Source organism: Serratia sp. LTN-2 (assembly GCF_059740205.1).
Map to the genome: position 1 here is coordinate 22,138 of NZ_JCAXDO010000007.1, position 18,686 is coordinate 40,823.

At 60.6% G+C, this 18,686-nt stretch carries 20 protein-coding genes; 15 read left to right on the forward strand and 5 right to left on the reverse strand.

Features of this window, described 5'->3' with window-relative positions:
• Positions 1 to 3 precede the first annotated feature (3 nt).
• Positions 4 to 783, forward strand: a complete 780-nt coding sequence (gene trmN, locus AC6BYQ_RS14960; protein ID WP_498057115.1) for a tRNA(1)(Val) (adenine(37)-N(6))-methyltransferase TrmN — start codon at positions 4 to 6, stop codon at positions 781 to 783.
• Between the two features lie 38 nt (positions 784 to 821).
• Here trmN and nadB read toward each other — a convergent pair whose 3' ends face one another.
• Positions 822 to 2,423 carry an L-aspartate oxidase gene (nadB, locus tag AC6BYQ_RS14965; RefSeq protein ID WP_197830839.1) on the reverse strand — a complete coding sequence of 534 codons (1,602 nt, stop codon included), beginning with the start codon at positions 2,421 to 2,423 and terminating at the stop codon, positions 822 to 824.
• A 214-nt stretch (positions 2,424 to 2,637) separates the two neighbouring features.
• Between nadB and rpoE the strand changes: the two genes are divergently transcribed.
• From rpoE to rseC, 4 genes are read left to right on the forward strand one after another with little or no spacing between them, the layout of a single operon-like run.
• Entirely contained in the window at positions 2,638 to 3,213 is a 576-nt protein-coding gene (gene rpoE / locus AC6BYQ_RS14970; protein WP_004929136.1) for an RNA polymerase sigma factor RpoE, read from the forward strand.
• Between the two features lie 30 nt (positions 3,214 to 3,243).
• Positions 3,244 to 3,897 carry an anti-sigma-E factor RseA gene (gene rseA / locus AC6BYQ_RS14975; RefSeq protein ID WP_019452311.1) on the forward strand — a complete coding sequence of 218 codons (654 nt, stop codon included), beginning with the start codon at positions 3,244 to 3,246 and terminating at the stop codon, positions 3,895 to 3,897.
• Complete coding sequence (gene rseB / locus AC6BYQ_RS14980) at positions 3,897 to 4,853, forward strand: sigma-E factor regulatory protein RseB (RefSeq protein ID WP_498057116.1); 957 nt, start codon at positions 3,897 to 3,899, stop codon at positions 4,851 to 4,853. The genes rseA and rseB overlap by 1 nt, the downstream gene beginning before the upstream one ends.
• The gene (rseC, locus tag AC6BYQ_RS14985; RefSeq protein WP_019452313.1) at positions 4,853 to 5,329 is read left to right on the forward strand and encodes a SoxR-reducing system protein RseC; all 477 of its coding nucleotides are present in this window, start codon (positions 4,853 to 4,855) and stop codon (positions 5,327 to 5,329) included. Before rseB ends, rseC begins: the two co-directional genes overlap by 1 nt.
• On the opposite strand, the gene AC6BYQ_RS14990 is transcribed toward rseC, so the two are convergent.
• Positions 5,326 to 6,162 (reverse strand): hypothetical protein, encoded by an 837-nt coding sequence (locus tag AC6BYQ_RS14990; RefSeq protein ID WP_498057117.1) that lies wholly within the window; start codon positions 6,160 to 6,162, stop codon positions 5,326 to 5,328. The two genes, rseC and AC6BYQ_RS14990, sit on opposite strands and share 4 nt — an antisense overlap.
• 519 nt (positions 6,163 to 6,681) lie before the next feature.
• On the opposite strand from AC6BYQ_RS14990, the gene lepA reads away from it, so the two are divergent.
• The 7 genes from lepA to acpS all read left to right on the forward strand — a co-directional run bounded on the left by lepA (position 6,682) and on the right by acpS (position 13,234).
• The gene (gene lepA, locus AC6BYQ_RS14995) at positions 6,682 to 8,481 is read left to right on the forward strand and encodes a translation elongation factor 4 (protein ID WP_019452315.1); all 1,800 of its coding nucleotides are present in this window, start codon (positions 6,682 to 6,684) and stop codon (positions 8,479 to 8,481) included.
• A gap of 32 nt (positions 8,482 to 8,513) precedes the next feature.
• Positions 8,514 to 9,491, forward strand: coding sequence for a signal peptidase I (gene lepB / locus AC6BYQ_RS15000; RefSeq protein ID WP_063919908.1), 978 nt, complete (start codon positions 8,514 to 8,516; stop codon positions 9,489 to 9,491).
• Between the two features lie 236 nt (positions 9,492 to 9,727).
• Positions 9,728 to 10,408: a ribonuclease III gene (rnc, locus tag AC6BYQ_RS15005; RefSeq protein WP_004929158.1), complete on the forward strand. Its 681-nt coding sequence runs from the start codon at positions 9,728 to 9,730 to the stop codon at positions 10,406 to 10,408.
• Positions 10,405 to 11,313 (forward strand): GTPase Era, encoded by a 909-nt coding sequence (gene era / locus AC6BYQ_RS15010; protein WP_004929162.1) that lies wholly within the window; start codon positions 10,405 to 10,407, stop codon positions 11,311 to 11,313. The genes rnc and era overlap by 4 nt, the downstream gene beginning before the upstream one ends.
• Positions 11,314 to 11,319: 6 nt before the next feature.
• Positions 11,320 to 12,051: a DNA repair protein RecO gene (gene recO, locus AC6BYQ_RS15015; RefSeq protein WP_019452317.1), complete on the forward strand. Its 732-nt coding sequence runs from the start codon at positions 11,320 to 11,322 to the stop codon at positions 12,049 to 12,051.
• Between the two features lie 71 nt (positions 12,052 to 12,122).
• On the forward strand, positions 12,123 to 12,854 hold the full coding sequence (gene pdxJ, locus AC6BYQ_RS15020; RefSeq protein WP_154747508.1) for a pyridoxine 5'-phosphate synthase: 732 nt from the start codon (positions 12,123 to 12,125) through the stop codon (positions 12,852 to 12,854).
• A complete protein-coding gene (acpS, locus tag AC6BYQ_RS15025; protein ID WP_019452319.1) occupies positions 12,854 to 13,234 on the forward strand; it encodes a holo-ACP synthase in 381 nt (126 codons plus the stop codon). The genes pdxJ and acpS overlap by 1 nt, the downstream gene beginning before the upstream one ends.
• A gap of 46 nt (positions 13,235 to 13,280) precedes the next feature.
• Here the strand turns inward: acpS and AC6BYQ_RS15030 are convergent, their stop codons facing one another.
• Both AC6BYQ_RS15030 and AC6BYQ_RS15035 read right to left on the reverse strand, forming a co-directional pair.
• Complete coding sequence (locus AC6BYQ_RS15030; protein WP_019452320.1) at positions 13,281 to 13,541, reverse strand: YfhL family 4Fe-4S dicluster ferredoxin; 261 nt, start codon at positions 13,539 to 13,541, stop codon at positions 13,281 to 13,283.
• 52 nt (positions 13,542 to 13,593) lie between these two features.
• Positions 13,594 to 14,442 carry a MurR/RpiR family transcriptional regulator gene (locus AC6BYQ_RS15035; RefSeq protein WP_063919905.1) on the reverse strand — a complete coding sequence of 283 codons (849 nt, stop codon included), beginning with the start codon at positions 14,440 to 14,442 and terminating at the stop codon, positions 13,594 to 13,596.
• A 167-nt stretch (positions 14,443 to 14,609) separates the two neighbouring features.
• Between AC6BYQ_RS15035 and murQ the strand changes: the two genes are divergently transcribed.
• Genes murQ through yfhb form a run of 3 tightly spaced genes read left to right on the forward strand, consistent with a single transcriptional unit; the run spans position 14,610 to position 17,549 of the window.
• Complete coding sequence (gene murQ, locus AC6BYQ_RS15040) at positions 14,610 to 15,503, forward strand: N-acetylmuramic acid 6-phosphate etherase (RefSeq protein WP_498057118.1); 894 nt, start codon at positions 14,610 to 14,612, stop codon at positions 15,501 to 15,503.
• Between the two features lie 18 nt (positions 15,504 to 15,521).
• On the forward strand, positions 15,522 to 16,889 hold the full coding sequence (locus AC6BYQ_RS15045; protein WP_198637077.1) for a PTS transporter subunit EIIC: 1,368 nt from the start codon (positions 15,522 to 15,524) through the stop codon (positions 16,887 to 16,889).
• Positions 16,890 to 16,892: 3 nt separating this feature from the next.
• Entirely contained in the window at positions 16,893 to 17,549 is a 657-nt protein-coding gene (yfhb, locus tag AC6BYQ_RS15050) for a phosphatidylglycerophosphatase C (protein ID WP_019452324.1), read from the forward strand.
• A 48-nt stretch (positions 17,550 to 17,597) separates the two neighbouring features.
• On the opposite strand, the gene AC6BYQ_RS15055 is transcribed toward yfhb, so the two are convergent.
• A complete protein-coding gene (locus tag AC6BYQ_RS15055; protein WP_074055555.1) occupies positions 17,598 to 18,650 on the reverse strand; it encodes a DUF2157 domain-containing protein in 1,053 nt (350 codons plus the stop codon).
• Positions 18,651 to 18,686 lie beyond the last annotated feature (36 nt).

Sequence of the window (18,686 nt, forward strand, 5' to 3'; positions counted from 1 at the left end):
CTTATGCTACGCCAGTTTTATAGCCAGGTGGTGAGTGTGAGCAAGCGTTCGAAAGCCGATTTTACCCCGCGCCGCGGGGGTTTTACCTTTAAACAATTCTTTGTTGCCCACGATCGTTGTGCCATGAAAGTGGGCACCGACGGGGTGTTGCTCGGCGCCTGGGTGCCGCTGGGGCAGGCCAGCCGGGTGCTGGATATCGGCAGCGGCAGCGGGCTGATCGCGCTGATGCTGGCGCAGCGCAGCGGCGACGAGGTGACCATCGACGCGGTGGAGCTGGATGAAGCCGCCGCCGGCCAGGCGCGCGAAAACGCGGCGGAGTCGCCGTGGCCGCAGCGCATCCGCGTGCATGCGCAGGATATCCACCATTATGCGCAGCAGCATGCCGCTGAGTATGAGCTGATCGTCAGCAACCCGCCGTATTTCGAGCCGGCGGTGGCCTGCCGCGACCAGGCGCGCCACAACGCGCGTTACACCGAAACCCTGACGCACGAAGCGCTGTTGGCCTGCGCGGCGCAGCTGCTGGTGGAGCAAGGAACGTTCTGCGTGGTGCTGCCGCACGACATCGGCGCCGAATTTGAACGATTGGCGCAGCAAAGCGGCTGGCACACGGCGGCGAAAGTGAACGTCAGCGATCGGGCCGACACGCCGCTGCACCGGGTGCTGCTGGCGCTGACGCGTAAGGAAACGCCGCTGCGGGAGCAGGCGCTGGCGATCAAACAGGCCGACGGCAGCTATACCGACGATTTCCGCCGGTTGATAGCCGACTTTTACCTGTTCTACTGAAAAGAAAAGGGCGCCGATAAGGCGCCCTGTCGCATGGTTTAAGGCTGCAAGATGGTCGGCAGCGCTTCCGGCAGCAAATCCGGGTAGTCCAGCGTGTAGTGCAGGCCGCGGCTCTCTTTGCGCGCCATGGCACTGCGCACGATAAGCTCGGCCACCTGCACCAGATTGCGCAGCTCCAGCAGGTTATTGGAGATGCGGAAGTGGGCGTAGTATTCGTCGATTTCCGCCTGCAGCGTGTTGATGCGGCGCAGGGCGCGCTCCAGCCGCTTGGTGGTGCGCACGATGCCGACGTAATCCCACATGAACAGCCGCAGCTCGTGCCAGTTGTGCTGAATCACCACCCGTTCGTCCGCATCGTCCACCCGGCTTTCATCCCAGTGCGGCACCTGTTTGGCCTGCTGGATGAACGGCAGGCGCTGCAGAATGTCTTCCGCCGCCGACCAACCGTAAACCAGGCACTCCAGCAGCGAATTCGACGCCATGCGGTTGGCGCCGTGCAGGCCGGTGTAGCTGACCTCGCCGATGGCGTACAGCCCGTCGAGATCGGTGCGGCCATGCTGATCGACCATCACGCCGCCGCAGGTGTAGTGCGCCGCCGGGACGATCGGGATCGGTTGCCGGGTCAGATCGAAGCCCAGCGTCAGCAGCTTTTCGTGGATCATCGGGAAGTGCTGGGTGATGAACTCCACCGGCTTGTGGCTGATGTCCAGGTACATGCAGTCGGCGCCCAGGCGCTTCATTTCATGGTCGATGGCGCGGGCGACGATATCGCGCGGGGCCAGTTCGCCGCGCGGGTCGAAATCCGGCATAAAGCGGCTGCCGTCCGGGCGCTTCAGATAAGCCCCTTCGCCGCGCAGCGCTTCGGTCAGCAGGAAGTTGCGCGCCTGCGGATGGAACAGGCAGGTCGGGTGGAACTGGTTGAACTCCAGGTTGGCGACCCGGCAGCCGGCGCGCCAGGCCATGGCGATGCCGTCGCCGGAGGAGATGTCCGGGTTGGTGGTGTATTGGTACACCTTGGCCGCGCCGCCGGTCGCCAGCACCACCGTTTTGGCGCGGTAGGTTTCCACTCGCTCCAGCTCGCGGTTCCAGACGTAAGCGCCCACTACGCGGCGGGTACCCGGCAGGCCGATTTTGTTCGACGTGATAAGGTCGACCGCGTTGCGGCGTTCCATCACGCAAATATTGGGGTGAGCGCTTGCTTTCCCTACCAGCGTGGTCTCTACTTCCTTACCGGTAGCGTCCGCGGCGTGCAGGATGCGGCGATGGCTATGGCCGCCTTCGCGCGTGAGGTGATAATGCTCCTCGCCCTGCGCGTTGACCTCGGTGTCGAACAGCACGCCCTGATCGATCAGCCACTGCACGCAGTGGCGCGCGTTGCCGGCGATGAACTCGACGGCCTCTTTGTCGCACAGGCCGGCGCCGGCAATCAAAGTGTCATCAACGTGTGAGGCAATGCTGTCCGTCTCATCGAACACCGCGGCGATCCCGCCCTGGGCGTAAAAGGTGGCCCCCTCGCTGAGTGGCCCCTTGCTGAGAACGGTAACCTTGCAATGCTGCGCCAGGCGCAGCGCCAGTGACAGGCCCGCAGCGCCGCTGCCGACGATCAGTACATCGCTAACATGTTCAGATGATGGTTGCATAACGTATGATGTGTGCAGAAGAAGAGTGAATTTCATGTTAGCCTAACTGTCCGGGCAAAAGCCACGGATAGGGTGACATCAACAGAAAAAACAATGGCGATATGGAACTTCGTGTTCTATATGAACTCCAAGCGAGTGCTTGCTCAGGAAAATAATGTATGGCTGGCAGTACAATTTTACGCGTGGAGACGGATTTGGGGAGAGTTTACCTCGGATGAGCGAGCAGTTAACGGATCAAGTTCTGGTTGAGCGGGTCCAAAAGGGCGACCAGAAATCGTTTAACCTACTGGTAGTGCGCTATCAGCATAAGGTGGCGAGTCTCGTTTCCCGCTATGTGCCGCAGGGCGATGTGCCCGATGTGGTGCAGGAGTCGTTTATCAAGGCCTATCGCGCACTGGAATCGTTCCGTGGCGACAGCGCTTTTTATACCTGGTTGTATCGAATCGCCGTGAACACGGCAAAGAATTATCTGGTTGCTCAGGGGCGCCGTCCGCCATCCAGTGATGTGGACGCCAACGATGCGGAAAATTACGAAAGTGCGGGCGCACTGAAAGAAATTTCGAACCCTGAGAACTTAATGTTGTCAGAAGAGCTGAGACAGATAGTTTTCCGTACCATTGAGTCGCTCCCAGAGGATCTTCGCATGGCGATTACCCTGCGGGAGTTGGATGGTCTAAGCTACGAAGAGATAGCTGCCATCATGGATTGCCCGGTCGGAACTGTACGTTCGCGTATTTTCCGCGCCCGGGAAGCTATCGATAATAAAGTTCAACCGCTGATCCAGCGTTAGCAATGGCGGGCACAGGAAGGGTACTTAGGCATGCAGAAAGAAAAGCTTTCCGCTCTGATGGATGGTGAATCGTTCGACAGCGAGCTGTTGAGTTCTCTGTCGCAAGATCGAACGCTTCAACAAAGCTGGCAGAGCTATCACCTGATACGTGACACGCTGCGGGGTGATATCGGACAAGTGATGCATTTCGATATCGCCGATCGCGTCGCCGCTGCACTTGAGAAAGAACCTGCCCGGCTGGTGCCTTCCGCCGTTCAGGAATCTCAGCCGCAGCCACACACCTGGCAGAAAATGCCGTTCTGGCACAAAGTGCGTCCTTGGGCGAGCCAGATTACGCAAATCGGCATGGCGGCCTGCGTGTCGCTGGCGGTGATCGTCGGCGTGCAGCACTACAACCAGCCCGCTGCGTCATCGAACGCGTCCGAATCGCCGGCCTTCACTACACTGCCGATCATGGGCCAAGCCTCACCGGTCAGCCTGGGCGTCCCGGCCGATAGTTTCTCCACCGGCAGCGGCCAACAGCAGCAGGTGCAGGAACAGCGTAAGCGTATCAACGCCATGCTGCAGGACTATGAACTGCAACGTCGCCTGCATTCGGATCAGCTGCAGCTTGAGCAAAGCAACCCGCAACAGGCTGCCATTCAGGTTCCCGGAACTCAGTCTTTAGGAATGCAACAGCAGTAATGAAGCAAATCTGGTTCTCCGTTTGTTTATTGACGGGCAGCCTGCTCTATTCCAGCATCGCCCCGGCGCAGCCGACTGCGTCCGGGGCGTTATTGCAACAGATGAGCAGTGCCAGCCGTTCTCTCAATTACGAGCTCGCCTACATCAGCATCAGCAAGCAGGGAATCGAGTCGTTGCGCTATCGCCATGCGGTGATCGGCAAAGTGCCGCTCGGCCAGCTGCTGCATATGGACGGCCCGCGCCGCGAAGTGCTGCAGCGCGGCGGCGGGATCAGCTACTTCGAACCCGGCCTTGAGCCGTTCACGCTCACCGGCGATCACATCGTCGATGCGCTGCCGGCCATTGTCTATGCCGATTTCGATCGCCTGGCCAAGTACTACGACTTCATTTCCGTGGGTAGCACCCGCATCGCCGATCGGCCGTGTGAAGTGCTGCGCGTGGTGGCGCGCGACGGCTCCCGCTACAGCTACATCGTCTGGATGGACGAGGACACCAAGCTGCCGCTGCGGGTGGATTTGCTCGATCGCGATGGCGAAACGCTGGAGCAATATCGGGTGATCTCCTTCGCGGTCGGCGCCGATGTGCAGGGCGCGATGCAGGGGCTGCTCAAAGCCAATTTGCCGCCGCTGTTGTCGCTGCCGGCGGTGGAAAAGGTCCAGCTGAGCTGGAGCATCGGTTGGTTGCCGGCCGGGGTGGACGAGGTGGCGCGCAATCGCCGTAAATTGCCGAACGTCGCCGTGCCGGTTGAATCCCGGCTCTACAGCGACGGCCTGTTCAGCTTCTCGGTCAACGTCAGCCCGGCGGGCAGCGGAGCCGGGCAGCAGTACTACCGTCAGGGGCGCCGCACCATTCAGACCGAAGTGCGCGCGGGCAACGAAATCACTATTGTGGGCGAATTGCCGCCGGCGACGGCCAAGCGTATCGCCGACAGCATTTCTTTCAAGGTATCGCCGTAATGATGAAAGAGTGGGCCACGGTGGTTTCGTGGCAACAGGGCGTAGCGCTGCTGCGCTGTGAACCCAAGGCCGGCTGCGGCAGCTGCACTGCGCGTTCCGGCTGCGGCGCGCGTGCGTTGAACGAGCTGGTGCCGGAAACCGAGCATCAGCTGCAGGTGCGTATCGATCAGCCGCTCGAGCCGGGGCAGCGCGTCGAGGTCGGTATTGCGGAAGGCAGCCTGCTGCGCTCCGCCATGCTGGTTTACCTGACGCCGCTGCTGGGCATGATGCTGGGCGGCACGCTGCTGCAATATGGCTTCGGCAGTGACGCCTCGGCGGCAGTGGGCGCCGTGTTGGGTGGCGGGGCGGCCTTTATGCTGGCGCGCCGGTTGGCCCGGCGCCTGGGCGAGCAGGCCGATTATCAGCCGGTGGTGCTGCAGATTGGCTTGCCGCCTACCGCGATGCGCATGCAGGCGGAAAACTCCCCGCTGATTTAAACCGACGGCCGCGTCATCGCCGGGGTGTGATAGGCGGGGATGCGGTTGTGGATCATATGTTCCAGCAGCGCGATGAACAGATCGGCGCTGAGCAACGAATCATAGTTAATAGCGAACAGCACATTTCCCTGGCCGTCGAGTAAACGGATGCCGCGCTGCGGATGGTTTTCCAGCGCGCGGATCTGTTCGATCGGCACATTGCCCCGTTCAGTCGTCAGCAGAGTGGCGCTCAGCCGCAGCGTATTCGCCGGTGTGCTTTGCCGCTTGCCGAGCAGCAGCTGCCACAACCAGCGCGCGTCGCCCTCAACGGTGTGAAACGACACCGTCTCCCCCTGATAAAGCGCATTCAACGCCAGCGGCCCGCGCTGCTGCAACTGCTGATCGACGATCACGTCCGCCAGCCGCCACGAATGGGCGACATTGCTGAAGACCGTACACCAGGGCTGATCCGCGCCAGTGCGAAACGCCGTGACGTCGAGCCACCCGCCGAAAGCCTTACCGCCGCGAAAGCGATAGATGTCGCCGATTTTCTCAAACGGGATGAAACGCTCTTTGTGATGATGGCCGTCAAAGACCCGCACGCCGTGTTCATACAGACGATAGGTTAGCGCCGGACGCAGATAATGCCGCAGCGCCAGCAGCGTACAGCCGAGTAAAATCGTGCCCGCGCCGGCCTGCAGCAGCGTGATGGCTTCGCTCTCATCAATGCTGCTCAGCAGCGGCAGCACCAACAGCGCCGCCCCCACGCTAAACAGCAACGCCGCCGCCGCCAGAATGCCCCAGTTGACCTTCGAAAAATCGTGCCGGCTCAGCATTTGCCCTTTATCGATCATGATGCACCTTCCAATCAACGTACGCAGATATGCTGGTGAACCCCGGTGGGCTGCCGATGTAGTGCCCGGAATAATGTTTTGTCGCGGAGTTCACGCCCTTTCTATCCGAGGGAAGGCAGTGGCGTATATGGGGTTTTTCCTAAACGCAGAGGGACGAAATTGAATTCTAAGAGGTTGATCCAAATATTCTTTTTTTATAATTTCGGAGAGGGTTTATTGCGTTGCGGCCGCTTATGTATTAACACCGGGGTTTGGTTGCTGCGGAGGCGGTGCCAGCCTTGGGTTCGGGTGGCATCGCTCGTGTTAACATCTGTTTTCACAACCTGGAGCGCCCTGTAACATTAAGCCGCGCATAATAGAGTGCCTTCACTGCACCGATCGCTAGGTTTTCAGTGGTGTGGCATGTAGAATGCAGCGATTCAGGTGCAAGACGGCCTAACCCATTCACTGTCGCTTTAGGTCCATGCGGGTTTCTATAGGCGAGTAATTCAGAAATACCAAGGCAGAAAAACTTTTATAATGAAGCATATACGAAATTTCTCCATTATTGCCCATATTGACCACGGTAAGTCGACGCTGTCTGACCGCATTATCCAAATCTGCGGCGGCCTGTCCGACCGTGAAATGGCTGCGCAGGTGCTCGATTCCATGGATCTGGAGCGTGAGCGCGGCATCACCATCAAAGCGCAGAGCGTTACGCTGGATTATAAAGCGCTGGATGGGCAGACCTATCAGCTCAACTTTATCGACACCCCTGGCCACGTCGACTTCTCCTATGAAGTTTCCCGCTCGCTGGCGGCCTGCGAAGGCGCGCTGCTGGTGGTTGACGCCGGTCAGGGCGTAGAAGCCCAGACGCTGGCCAACTGCTACACCGCGATCGAAATGGATCTGGAAGTGGTGCCGGTGCTGAACAAAATCGACCTGCCGGCCGCCGATCCGGATCGCGCCGCGCAGGAAATTGAAGACATCGTCGGCATCGACGCCACCGATGCGGTGCGCTGCTCGGCTAAAACCGGCGTCGGCGTGCCCGACGTGCTGGAGCGTCTGGTGCGCGACATTCCTGCGCCGCAGGGCGATCCGGATGCGCCGCTGCAGGCGTTGATCATCGACTCCTGGTTCGATAACTACCTGGGTGTCGTGTCTCTGGTGCGCGTCAAGAACGGTACGCTGCGCAAGGGCGACAAGATCAAGGTCATGAGCACCGGCCAGGTGTACAACGCCGATCGCCTGGGCATCTTCACGCCGAAGCAGGTCGATCGCGACGTGCTGAACTGTGGCGAAGTGGGTTGGCTGGTCTGTGCGATCAAAGACATCCTCGGCGCGCCGGTGGGCGATACCCTGACGCAGGCGCGTCAGCCGGCGGATAAAGCGCTGCCGGGCTTCAAGAAAGTGAAGCCGCAGGTGTACGCCGGTCTGTTCCCAATCAGCTCCGACGACTATGAATCCTTCCGCGATGCGCTGGGCAAGCTCAGCCTCAACGACGCCTCCCTGTTCTACGAGCCAGAAAGCTCCACCGCGTTGGGCTTCGGCTTCCGCTGTGGCTTCCTCGGTCTGTTGCACATGGAGATCATTCAGGAACGTCTGGAGCGTGAATACGATCTGGATCTGATCACCACCGCGCCGACGGTAGTCTACGAAGTGGAAACCACCGGCAAGGAAGTGATCTACGTCGACAGCCCGTCCAAGCTGCCGCCGTTGAACAACATCCAGGAACTGCGCGAGCCGATCGCCGAATGTCACATGCTGATGCCGCAGGAATACCTGGGCAACGTCATCACCCTGTGCGTAGAAAAGCGCGGCGTGCAGACCAATATGGTCTACCACGGCAACCAGGTGGCGCTGACCTATGAAATCCCGATGGCGGAAGTGGTGCTCGACTTCTTCGACCGCCTGAAGTCCACGTCGCGCGGTTATGCGTCGCTGGATTACAACTTCAAGCGCTTCCAGGCTTCCGACATGGTGCGCGTGGACGTGCTGATCAACAACGAGCGCGTGGATGCGCTGGCGCTGATCACCCACCGCGACAACTCGCAGTATCGCGGCCGTGAACTGGTGGAGAAGATGAAAGATCTGATCCCGCGTCAGCAGTTCGATATCGCGATTCAGGCGGCGATCGGCACGCACATCATCGCGCGCTCCACCGTGAAGCAATTGCGTAAAAACGTGTTGGCGAAGTGCTACGGCGGCGACGTCAGCCGTAAGAAAAAGCTGCTGCAGAAACAGAAAGACGGTAAGAAGCGCATGAAGCAGGTCGGCAACGTCGAGCTGCCGCAGGAAGCGTTCCTGGCCATTCTGCACGTGGGCAAAGACGGCAAGTAACCGCGACGAGTTCGCGAAACGAGGGAGTTTGCATGGCGAATATGTTTGCCCTGATCCTGGCGTTGGCCACCCTGGTCACCGGGATCATCTGGTGCTTCGAGCGCTTTAAATGGGCGCCGGCCCGCCGCGCGAAGATCGCGGCGGTCAACGAACAGACTGCGGGCGCCGTAGACGATAAAACGCTGGCGAAAGTGGCGAAGCAGCCAGGTTGGGTAGAGACCGGCGCTTCGGTCTTCCCGGTGCTGCTGCTGGTGTTTGTGGTGCGTTCGTTTATTTACGAACCGTTCCAGATCCCGTCCGGCTCAATGATGCCGACGCTGTTGATTGGCGATTTCATTCTGGTGGAGAAATATGCTTACGGCATTAAAGATCCGATTACCCAGACCACGCTAATTGAAACCGGTCATCCGAAGCGCGGCGATATCGCGGTATTTAAATATCCGCTGGATCCAAAACTGGATTATATCAAGCGCGTGATCGGCCTGCCGGGCGATCGTATTACTTACGATCCGATAAATAAGCGTGTCACGGTGCAGCCGTCATGCAACAGCGGGCAGTCCTGCGACACCGCGCTGGCGGTGACCTACGCCGACGCGCAGCCGAGCGACTTCGTGCAGTTGTTCAGCCGCAGCGGCATGGGCGAGGCCAGCAACGGTTTCTACCAGATCCCGCTGAACGACGACGTGCCGCCGGGCGGCATTCGCCTGCGTGAGCGTCAGGAGAGCCTGGGCAACGTGACGCACCGTATCCTGACTGTGCCGGATGCACAGGATCGGGTGGGCGCTTACTATCAACAGCCGGGTAAACCGCTGGCGGAGTGGGTGGTGCCTGCCGGGCATTACTTCATGATGGGCGACAACCGCGACAACAGCGCGGACAGCCGTTACTGGGGCTTTGTGCCGGAGAAGAATCTGGTGGGCAAAGCCACGGCCATCTGGATGAGCTTTGAAAAGCAGGAAGGTGAGTGGCCGACCGGCGTGCGTTTCAGTCGGATTGGCGGCATTCATTAATCGCTGACTTATTTTCCGTAAATTTCACGCCGCAGCCTACTGCGGCGTGAAAGATTAAGGGGATATAAACACAGCATTATGTTTCCACTCGTTGTAGAATACTTTCTCGAGCGATAAAAAGTTGGTTCTCTGCTGGGAGCCACTGCAAACGAAACAGCTTTGGATCGGCTTTCAGCGAAGCAGGCCTGTTCCGTATGCTGCAAGTTTTTGACGCATTCTTGATCTATTGGTAACTCATGAATCCCATCGTAATAAACAGGCTGCAGCGGAAGCTGGGCTACACTTTTCAACAGCAGGAGCTTTTACTGCAGGCTTTGACTCACCGCAGCGCCAGCAGTAAACACAATGAACGTCTTGAGTTTCTGGGTGACTCGATTCTGAGCTTTGTCATCGCCAATGCGCTCTATCACCGCTTTCCTCGCGTAGACGAGGGCGATATGAGCCGCATGCGCGCCACGCTGGTGCGCGGCAACACGCTGGCGGAGATGGCGCGCGAGTTTGACCTGGGTGAATGTCTGCGGCTTGGGCCGGGCGAATTGAAAAGTGGTGGGTTCCGCCGCGAGTCAATCCTGGCGGATACGGTGGAGGCATTGATCGGCGGCGTGTTCCTGGACAGCGACATTCAGACCGTTGAACGACTGATTTTGGACTGGTATCGCAGCCGATTGGACGAAATCAGCCCCGGTGATAAGCAGAAAGACCCGAAAACCCGTTTGCAGGAGTTTTTGCAGGGGCGTCATCTGCCGTTGCCTTCTTATTTGGTGGTGCAGGTTCGCGGTGAAGCGCACGACCAAGAGTTTACCATCCACTGCCAGGTGAGTGGTTTGAGCGAGCCCGTAGTGGGCACCGGCTCGAGCCGCCGTAAAGCCGAGCAGGCGGCAGCGGAACAAGCGCTGAAAAAGCTGGAGCTTGAATGAGCGAAGTAAAACAACACTGCGGTTTCATCGCCATCGTCGGCCGCCCGAACGTGGGCAAATCGACGTTGCTGAACCAACTGCTGGGGCAGAAGGTTTCCATTACGTCGCGTAAGCCGCAGACGACCCGTCACCGCATCATGGGCATCGACACCGATGGCGCCTATCAGGCGATCTACGTCGATACCCCTGGGCTGCACATCGAAGAAAAACGCGCCATCAACCGTTTGATGAACCGCGCGGCCAGCAGCTCGATCGGCGACGTCGAACTGGTGATCTTCGTGGTCGAAGGCACCAACTGGACCGCCGACGACGAAATGGTGGTCAACAAGCTGCGCAGCCTGCGCTGCCCGGTATTGCTGGCGATCAACAAGGTTGATAACGTCACCGACAAATCCAAGCTGTTGCCGCACATCGCGTTCCTCAGCCAGCAGATGAATTTCCTCGACGTGGTGCCTATCTCCGCCGAGAAAGGGATGAACGTCGACACCATCGCCGGCATCGTGCGCAAACTGCTGCCGGAAGCGGAACACCACTTCCCGGAAGATTACATCACCGATCGCTCCCAGCGCTTTATGGCGTCTGAGATCATTCGCGAGAAGCTGATGCGTTTCCTGGGTGAAGAGCTGCCGTATTCGGTGACGGTGGAAATCGAACAGTTCGTGGCCAACGATCGCGGTGGTTACGATGTGCACGGCCTGATCCTGGTCGAGCGCGAAGGCCAGAAGAAAATGGTCATCGGCAACAAGGGCGCCAAGATCAAAACCATCGGCATCGAAGCGCGCCAGGACATGGAACAGATGTTCGACGCCAAAGTGCATCTGGAGCTGTGGGTGAAAGTGAAATCCGGTTGGGCGGACGACGAACGTGCGCTGCGCAGCCTGGGCTACGTTGACGATCTGAAGTAACGATCCGTGGACGGCTGGGAGCGCGCTTTCGTCCTGCATGGGCGGCCGTACAGTGAAACCAGTCTGATGCTGGATCTGTTTACCGAAGGTCATGGGCGGGTGCGCTTGCTGGCGAAAGGCGCGCGCAGCCGCCGCTCCAATCTGAAGGGCTGTCTGCAGCCCTTTACCCCTCTGTTAGTGCGCTGGGGCGGCCGCGGCGAAGTGAAAACGCTGCGCAACGCCGAAGCGGTCTCTCTCGGTTTACCCCTCAGCGGCATGATGCTCTACAGCGGCCTGTATGTGAACGAACTGCTGGCGCGGGTGCTGGAGCAAGAAGCCAACTACTCGGTGCTGTTCTTCGACTATCTGCAATGCCTGCAGGCGCTGGCGGCGGAAGACAGTTCGCCGGAACAGGCGCTGCGCCAGTTCGAGCTGGCCTTGTTGCATCACCTCGGCTACGGCCTCGATTTTCTGCACTGCGCCGGCAGCGGCCTGCCGGTGGATGACGCCATGACCTACCGTTACCGCGAAGAGAAAGGCTTTATCGCCAGCCTGGTGGTGGATCATTACAGCTTCACCGGCCGCGAACTGCGTGCGCTGGCGGAGCGTCAGTTTCCCGATGCCGACACGCTGCGCGCCGCCAAGCGTTTCACCCGCATGGCGCTGAAACCCTACCTCGGCGGCAAGCCGTTGAAGAGCCGCGAACTGTTCCGCCAGTTCGTGCGCAAACAGCCGAATACGCCGGTCGACGACGCCTGACCTTTTCCCCTTTTGCCGTCCTGCGCCCGCGTGTACACTGCTGGCACTGAAAATCGTATTTAGAGGTTGTCATGGCTGATTTGCTGCTGGGCGTCAATATCGATCACATCGCCACGTTACGTAACGCGCGCGGAACCCAATACCCGGATCCGGTTCAGGCGGCATTCATTGCCGAACAGGCGGGGGCCGACGGCATTACCGTGCATCTGCGCGAAGACCGCCGTCACATCACTGACCGCGACGTGCGCCTGCTGCGCCAGACCATCCAGACGCGCATGAATCTGGAGATGGCGGTGACCGACGAGATGCTGGACATCGCCGTTGAGCTGAAGCCGCATTTCTGCTGCCTGGTGCCGGAAAAACGCGAAGAAGTGACCACCGAAGGCGGCCTGGACGTCGCTGGCCAGCTGGACAAAATGAGCGTGGCGGTCGAGCGCCTGGCGCAGGCGGGCATTCTGGTTTCGCTGTTCATCGATCCCGATCATCGCCAGATTGACGCGGCGGTGGCGGTGGGCGCTCCTTATATCGAAATCCACACCGGCGCTTACGCCGAAGCGCAGGGCGAGCTGGCGGTACAGGCCGAGCTGCACCGCATCGCGGTGGCTGCCGCCTACGCGGCCGAGAAGGGACTGAAGGTCAATGCCGGCCACGGTCTGACTTACCACAACGTGCAGCCGATCGCCGCGCTGCCGGAAATGCACGAGCTGAATATCGGCCATGCGATTATCGGCCAGGCGGTCATGTGCGGGCTGCCGGCCGCGGTTGCCGATATGAAAGTGCTGATGCGGGAAGCGCGCCGGTAATGGCGGTGCTCGGGCTGGGTACCGACATCGTTGAGATGGCGCGTATCGAAGCGGTAGTGGAGCGCAGCGGCGACCGTCTGGCGCGCCGGGTGCTGAGCGATGCCGAGTGGGCGCTGTATCAGCAGCACCAGCAGCCGATCCGCTTTTTGGCCAAGCGTTTCGCCGTGAAAGAGGCCGCTGCCAAGGCGTTCGGCACCGGCATCCGCAACGGCCTGGCGTTCAACCAGTTCGAAGTGTTCAACGATGCGTTGGGCAAGCCGAATATTCGTTTGCACGGCCGCGCCGCCGAGCTGGCGGGGGAGATGGGGGTCGCCGCGATCCACGTTTCGCTGGCCGACGAACGGCGCTATGCCTGCGCGACGGTGATCGTCGAAAGCTGAAAAGAGAAAGGGCGCCCTGTGGCGCCCTTGTCAGTTCTGCGGCGGGCTAAAGGCGATCGGCGTGGTGCAACACCACGAATTTGTCCCACAGCTGCTCGTTGGTCTCGCGATGCAGCGGATCGGTAATGATGGTGTTGTCGATCGGGCAGACCTGCTGGCAGGTCGGCGTATCGTAATGGCCAACGCACTCGGTGCAGCGATCGGTATCGATCTGGTAGATGTCATCACCCATCGAAATCGCCTGGTTCGGGCATTCCGGCTCGCACATGTCGCAGTTGATGCATTTGCGTGTGATTAGCAGCGCCATGGCATATCTCTCATTTTTAACAGGGGTATTTTTCGCAGCGGCATTATACCGATTAAACCAACTTTTTCATTAATTGTTCGCTGTGCCTGATACGGTCACGCGCATGATCGAGATCGTGCTGGATCAGCGCCATAAACAGCAGATCGGTCAGAGCGAACTGGGCGGTGCTGGAAGAGATGGCCGCGCTGCGGGTATGGGGCTCTTCGGCGATGGTATACAGGCAGTGATCGGCGCGCTGCTGCAGGCCGTTGGGTGAGAAGCTTGTCAGCGCCAGCACCCTGGCGCCGGCCTGGCGCGCTTCTTCCGCCGCCAGATTGATTTCACGCCGTTCGCCGCTGAATGAGATCGCCACCAGCAGATCGCGTTTATCCAGCGCCTGCACCGCCGCCAGCTGGACGTGCATATCCGCTTCGGCTACCGCCATTACGCCGATTTTCAGCAGCTTGAAGGAAAAATCCTTGGCTACCAGCCCGGAAGCGCCGATGCCGATTAGCATCACCCGGCGCGCCTGGCGCAGCATGTCCAATGCCTGATGCAGCCGTTCTTCGCTGTTGATGTCGAGCGTCGCGCGCAGCGCCGCCTGCTTTTCCGCCAGCAGCTTTTCACCGACGATTTTCAGCGTATCGCTGCTGAGGATGTGGTTGTGAACGGTCACCACCGGCTCGGCCTGCGGTTGGGCCAGCGTTTCGCTCAGCGCCAGCTTCAGCGCCGGAAAGCCTTTATAGCCCAGCTTTTGGGCGAACTTCACCACGCTCGATTGGCTGATGCCGGCCAGCTGAGCCAGCTTTTGCGAGCTGAGATGGCGCGCCTGCTCGGCGTTATTCAGCAGAAAATCCGCCAGCTTGCGGTCGTTTTGCGCCAGTGTCGGATACATCTGGCGAATGCGCAGAAGGGTACTCATTGTTCTTTCCCTGGAAACCAGCGGCCATTTTGCCATGCAGAGGGCGAAAACGCGCGGTGAAAATTTTTGTGAGCTCACCGTTAAAATAGCAAATAGCGCTCGCTTTGTTGAATAAAATATTCAAATATTGATTTAATTTTGTGAATTAAAAATTCAAAGGTGAACAGATGAATTTAGGCGCACTGGTATCGGAAACCCGCAACCCGGCCACCATGGGGCTGGATGAGATGTCGACGCTGAACATGGTCCGCTGTTTTAACCAGGAGGATCGTAAGGTGCCGGAAGCGATCGAAAAGGTGCTGCCGGCGATCGCGCAGGCGGTTGACCTGGCGGCGGCGGCGCTAAAGGCCGGCGGACGGCTGATTTATTTGGGCGCCGGCACCAGCGGCCGGCTGGGCGTGCTGGATGCTTCCGAATGCCCGCCGACTTTCGGCGTGCCGCACGGTGTGGTGGTGGGGCTGATCGCCGGCGGACCGGGCGCGCTGCTCAAAGCGGTGGAAGGGGCGGAAGACGACGAAGCCCTGGGGGAAGCCGATCTCAGAGCGCTGAATCTGACCGCCGTCGATATGGTGGTGGGGCTGGCGGCCTCCGGGCGCACGCCTTATGTGATCGGCGCACTGCGCTATGCCCGCGGGCTGGGCTGCCCGACGGCGGCCATCTCCTGCAACCCGGACTCGCCTATCGCGCATGAAGCGCAGGTGGCGATCTCGCCGGTGGTGGGGCCGGAGGCCCTGACCGGCTCGACTCGCCTGAAATCCGGCACCGCGCAGAAACTGGTGCTCAACATGCTGTCGACCGGCGCGATGGTCAAGCTGGGTAAGGTCTATCAGAACCTGATGGTGGACGTGAAGGCCACCAACGTCAAGCTGGTAGATCGCGCTTGCCGCATCGTGGTGGAAGCCACCGGCGCCGGACGCGCTCAGGCGGAGGCGGCGCTGACGCAGACCGGCTTTGAGGTCAAACCGGCGATCCTGATGATTCTGGCCGGCGTCAGCGCTGAAGAGGCGCAGCAGCGGCTGCAGCAGCACGACGGTTATCTGCGCGCGGCGTTGGCGCGTTAATTCACGGTGGGGGCGGCGATGGACAAGACAACGGCATTGGCGACACAGATCCTGGCGGGTGTGGGGGGCGAGGGCAATATCCTCAAACTGGAAAACTGCATGACGCGGGTGCGCGTCGAGGTCAGCGATGAGCAGCGCCTGGATCTGGCCGCCCTCAAGCAGCTGCCGGGCGTGAAGGGCTATATCAAGCAGGGTGAACAGCATCAGTTTATCGTCGGCCCGGGTGCCGCCGCCAAGGTGGTGGACGCCATGCGCGGGCTGTTGAGCGGTGATGCGCAGCCCGTTGCCGCCGTCGGCGATGCCGCTCGCACAAAAGCGCAGGCCAAGCAAAAGTACGCGGCGCCGATGAGCGGTGCGCTGAAAAAGCTGGCCGATGTTTTTATTCCGCTGATCCCGGCGTTTATCGCCTCGGGGCTGATCACCGGCATCATCAACCTGCTGAAACGGCCCGACATCGCCGGCCAGCTGGCGGTGGACTATCCGAACGTGCTGGGGCTGCTGGCTATCTTCGGCAGCGCGGTGTTCGCCATCATGAACATTCTGGTCGGGGTTAACGCTGCGCGGGTGTTTGGCGGCTCGCAGGCGATGGGCGGCGTGATGGCCGGCATTCTTTCCAGTCCGGCGCTGGCGCAGATCACCTTGTTTGGCGAGGCGCTGCAGCCGGGGCGCGGCGGGGTGATCGCCGTATTGTTGGTGGTGGCGTTGATGTGCTGGGTAGAGAAGCGCCTGCGCACGCTGTTGCCGGAGTCGGTCGAACTGATCCTTAACCCATTGCTGACCACGCTGGTGACCGCCTCGTTGGCGATCCTGATTTTGCAGCCGATCGGCGGCATTATCTCCGACGCCATCGCTCACGGCGCCAATCTGGCGATCGACAAGGGCGGGCTGCTGGTGGGAGCGTTGCTCTCGGGGCTGTTCCTGCCGCTGGTGCTCTCCGGCCTGCATCAGGGGCTGGTGCCGATCCACGTCGAACTGGTGCAGGCGCACGGTTCCAACCCGCTGCTGCCGATTCTGGCGATGGCCGGCGTTGGCCAGGTGGGGGCGGCGCTGGCGGTACTGTTGAAAACCCGCAACGCGCGGCTGAAGAAGGTGATCAAAGGGGCGTTGCCGGTCGGCATTCTCGGCATCGGCGAGCCGCTGATCTTTGGGGTGACGCTGCCGCTGGGCCGGCCGTTTATCGGCGCCTGCCTCGGCGGCGCGGTCGGCGGCGCGCTGATCAGCTACTGGAAGGTGGCGACGGTCATCACCTTCGGCATTTCGGGGCTGCCTTTGGCGTTGACCATCGTCTCAGGTAAGGTGATGTTGTATCTGGCGGGGATGCTGATTACGATTATCGCCGGTTTTCTCTTCACCTGGATGATGGGGTTCAACGATCCCGAGGAGTAGCGTTTGAGCGACAAGCAGCAACAACCGGCCGCAGAAGGGCGCCGCGTGGTGTTTTTCGATCTGGACGGCACCCTGCATCAGGAGGATATGTTCGGCAGTTTCTTGCGCTTCCTGCTACGCCGCCTACCGCTGAACCTGCTGCTGGTGGTGCCGCTGCTGCTGCCGATCGGTCTGGCGCTGTTGCTGCTGGGGCGCGCTGCGCGCTGGCCGATGAGCCTGCTACTGTGGGCGATCACTTTCGGGCGTTCCGAAGCGACGCTGAAGGCGCTGGAGCGGCAGTTTATCGAGGCCTTTCGCCAGAAGGTCACCGCGTTTCCGGTGGTGCAAATGCGGCTGCGGCAGTATCTGGAGGAGCACGATGCCGAAGTGTGGCTGATTACCGGCTCGCCGGAACGGCTGGTGGAGCAGGTGTATCGCGATTCGGCGTTTCTGCCGCGGGTGCGGTTGATCGGCAGCCGCATCACGCGCCGCTGCGGCGGTTGGGTCTTGACCCTGCGTTGCCTGGGGGAGCAGAAAGTGGTGCAGCTGGAGCAGCGGCTCGGTGCGCCGCTGAAGCTGTACAGTGGTTACAGCGACAGCAAGCAGGATAATCCGCTGCTGTTCTTTTGCGAGCACCGCTGGCGGGTAAGCAAACAGGGTGAGCTGCAGCAGCTGGAATAAACCAAGGGCGGAGGATTCCGCCCTTTGTTGTTGTTATCGGTACTGCGATCAGTCGTCGCTCACGTCGTGCGGCTTGCGCCCCAGCTGCCAAATCTTCTCCGCATAATGTCCCAACGCCCACAGGCTCAGCCCGAGCAGCGCGAAGAAAATCGTCTTCGGCATGCTGTCCCAGAAAAACTCGAACAGGCGGGTATACAGGTTGATGCCGAGGAAGGTCAGCCCGAAACCGCGCAGCATGGCGTCGTCATGTTTCAACCCCAGCCAGATGGCGGCGAGGGCGGCCAGCCCGAACAGCAGGCTCCAGTGGAACAGCTCGATCTGGCGCGCGCTGTACCAGCTGTCGAGATCGCCGTAGTTGCCGAAGATAGACAGCAGCCACAGGGCGATGAACAGGTACAGCAGCCCCATCGCCAGCGACACCCGCTGCAGACCGCGCTGCGCCAACAGCGGCCGCAGCAGCAGCGCGGCGGCGATCAGTACCGCGCCAAAGGCGATAAAGCGAATCGGGTAGCTCATGCCGAGCCAGTAGGCGCCCCAGCCGGACAGGTAGCCGGTCTCGGCGCCGAAGGCGTTGCCGAGCGACAGCAGGGCGAACCACCACACCAGTCCGGAGCGGCTGAACCAGCCGATCGCGCCGTACAGCAGCGCGGCGAACAGCAGCAGCACGGAAACCCGCCCGCTGCCGTTATCCAGCCAGACCCCCAGTTGCCATAAGGCGCAGGCGGTGAGCAACACCGCGACAAACAGCGCCGCCTCGTTGCCGTAGCGTTTCTCCGGATGCCGCCGGCGGCGACGCAGCGCCCAGACGTAGGCCAGCGCCGCCAGTACGCCGGCGATCGCCATGCGTACCGGCGCGTCAAAGCGGAACAGCTCGCTGAGCCATGCCAGCAGTTCGTTGTCGGCGAACAGGCTGGTGACGGCGATCAGCAGCGAGGCCAGCGCGGCCAGAAACGCATAGCGCGCCAGCCGTCGCCAGTCGAAAGGCTGCACGTCCATATGCTGCAGCAGTTGCTGTTGTTGCTCGGGCGTTAAGGCGCCTTCGCCGACCCAGCCGTCCAGCGCCTTGCGCACCACGACGGCGTTCTTTTTACTGAGTTTCATGTTTCTTGTCCCTGAATCACCTGCTGATTCGGCCAG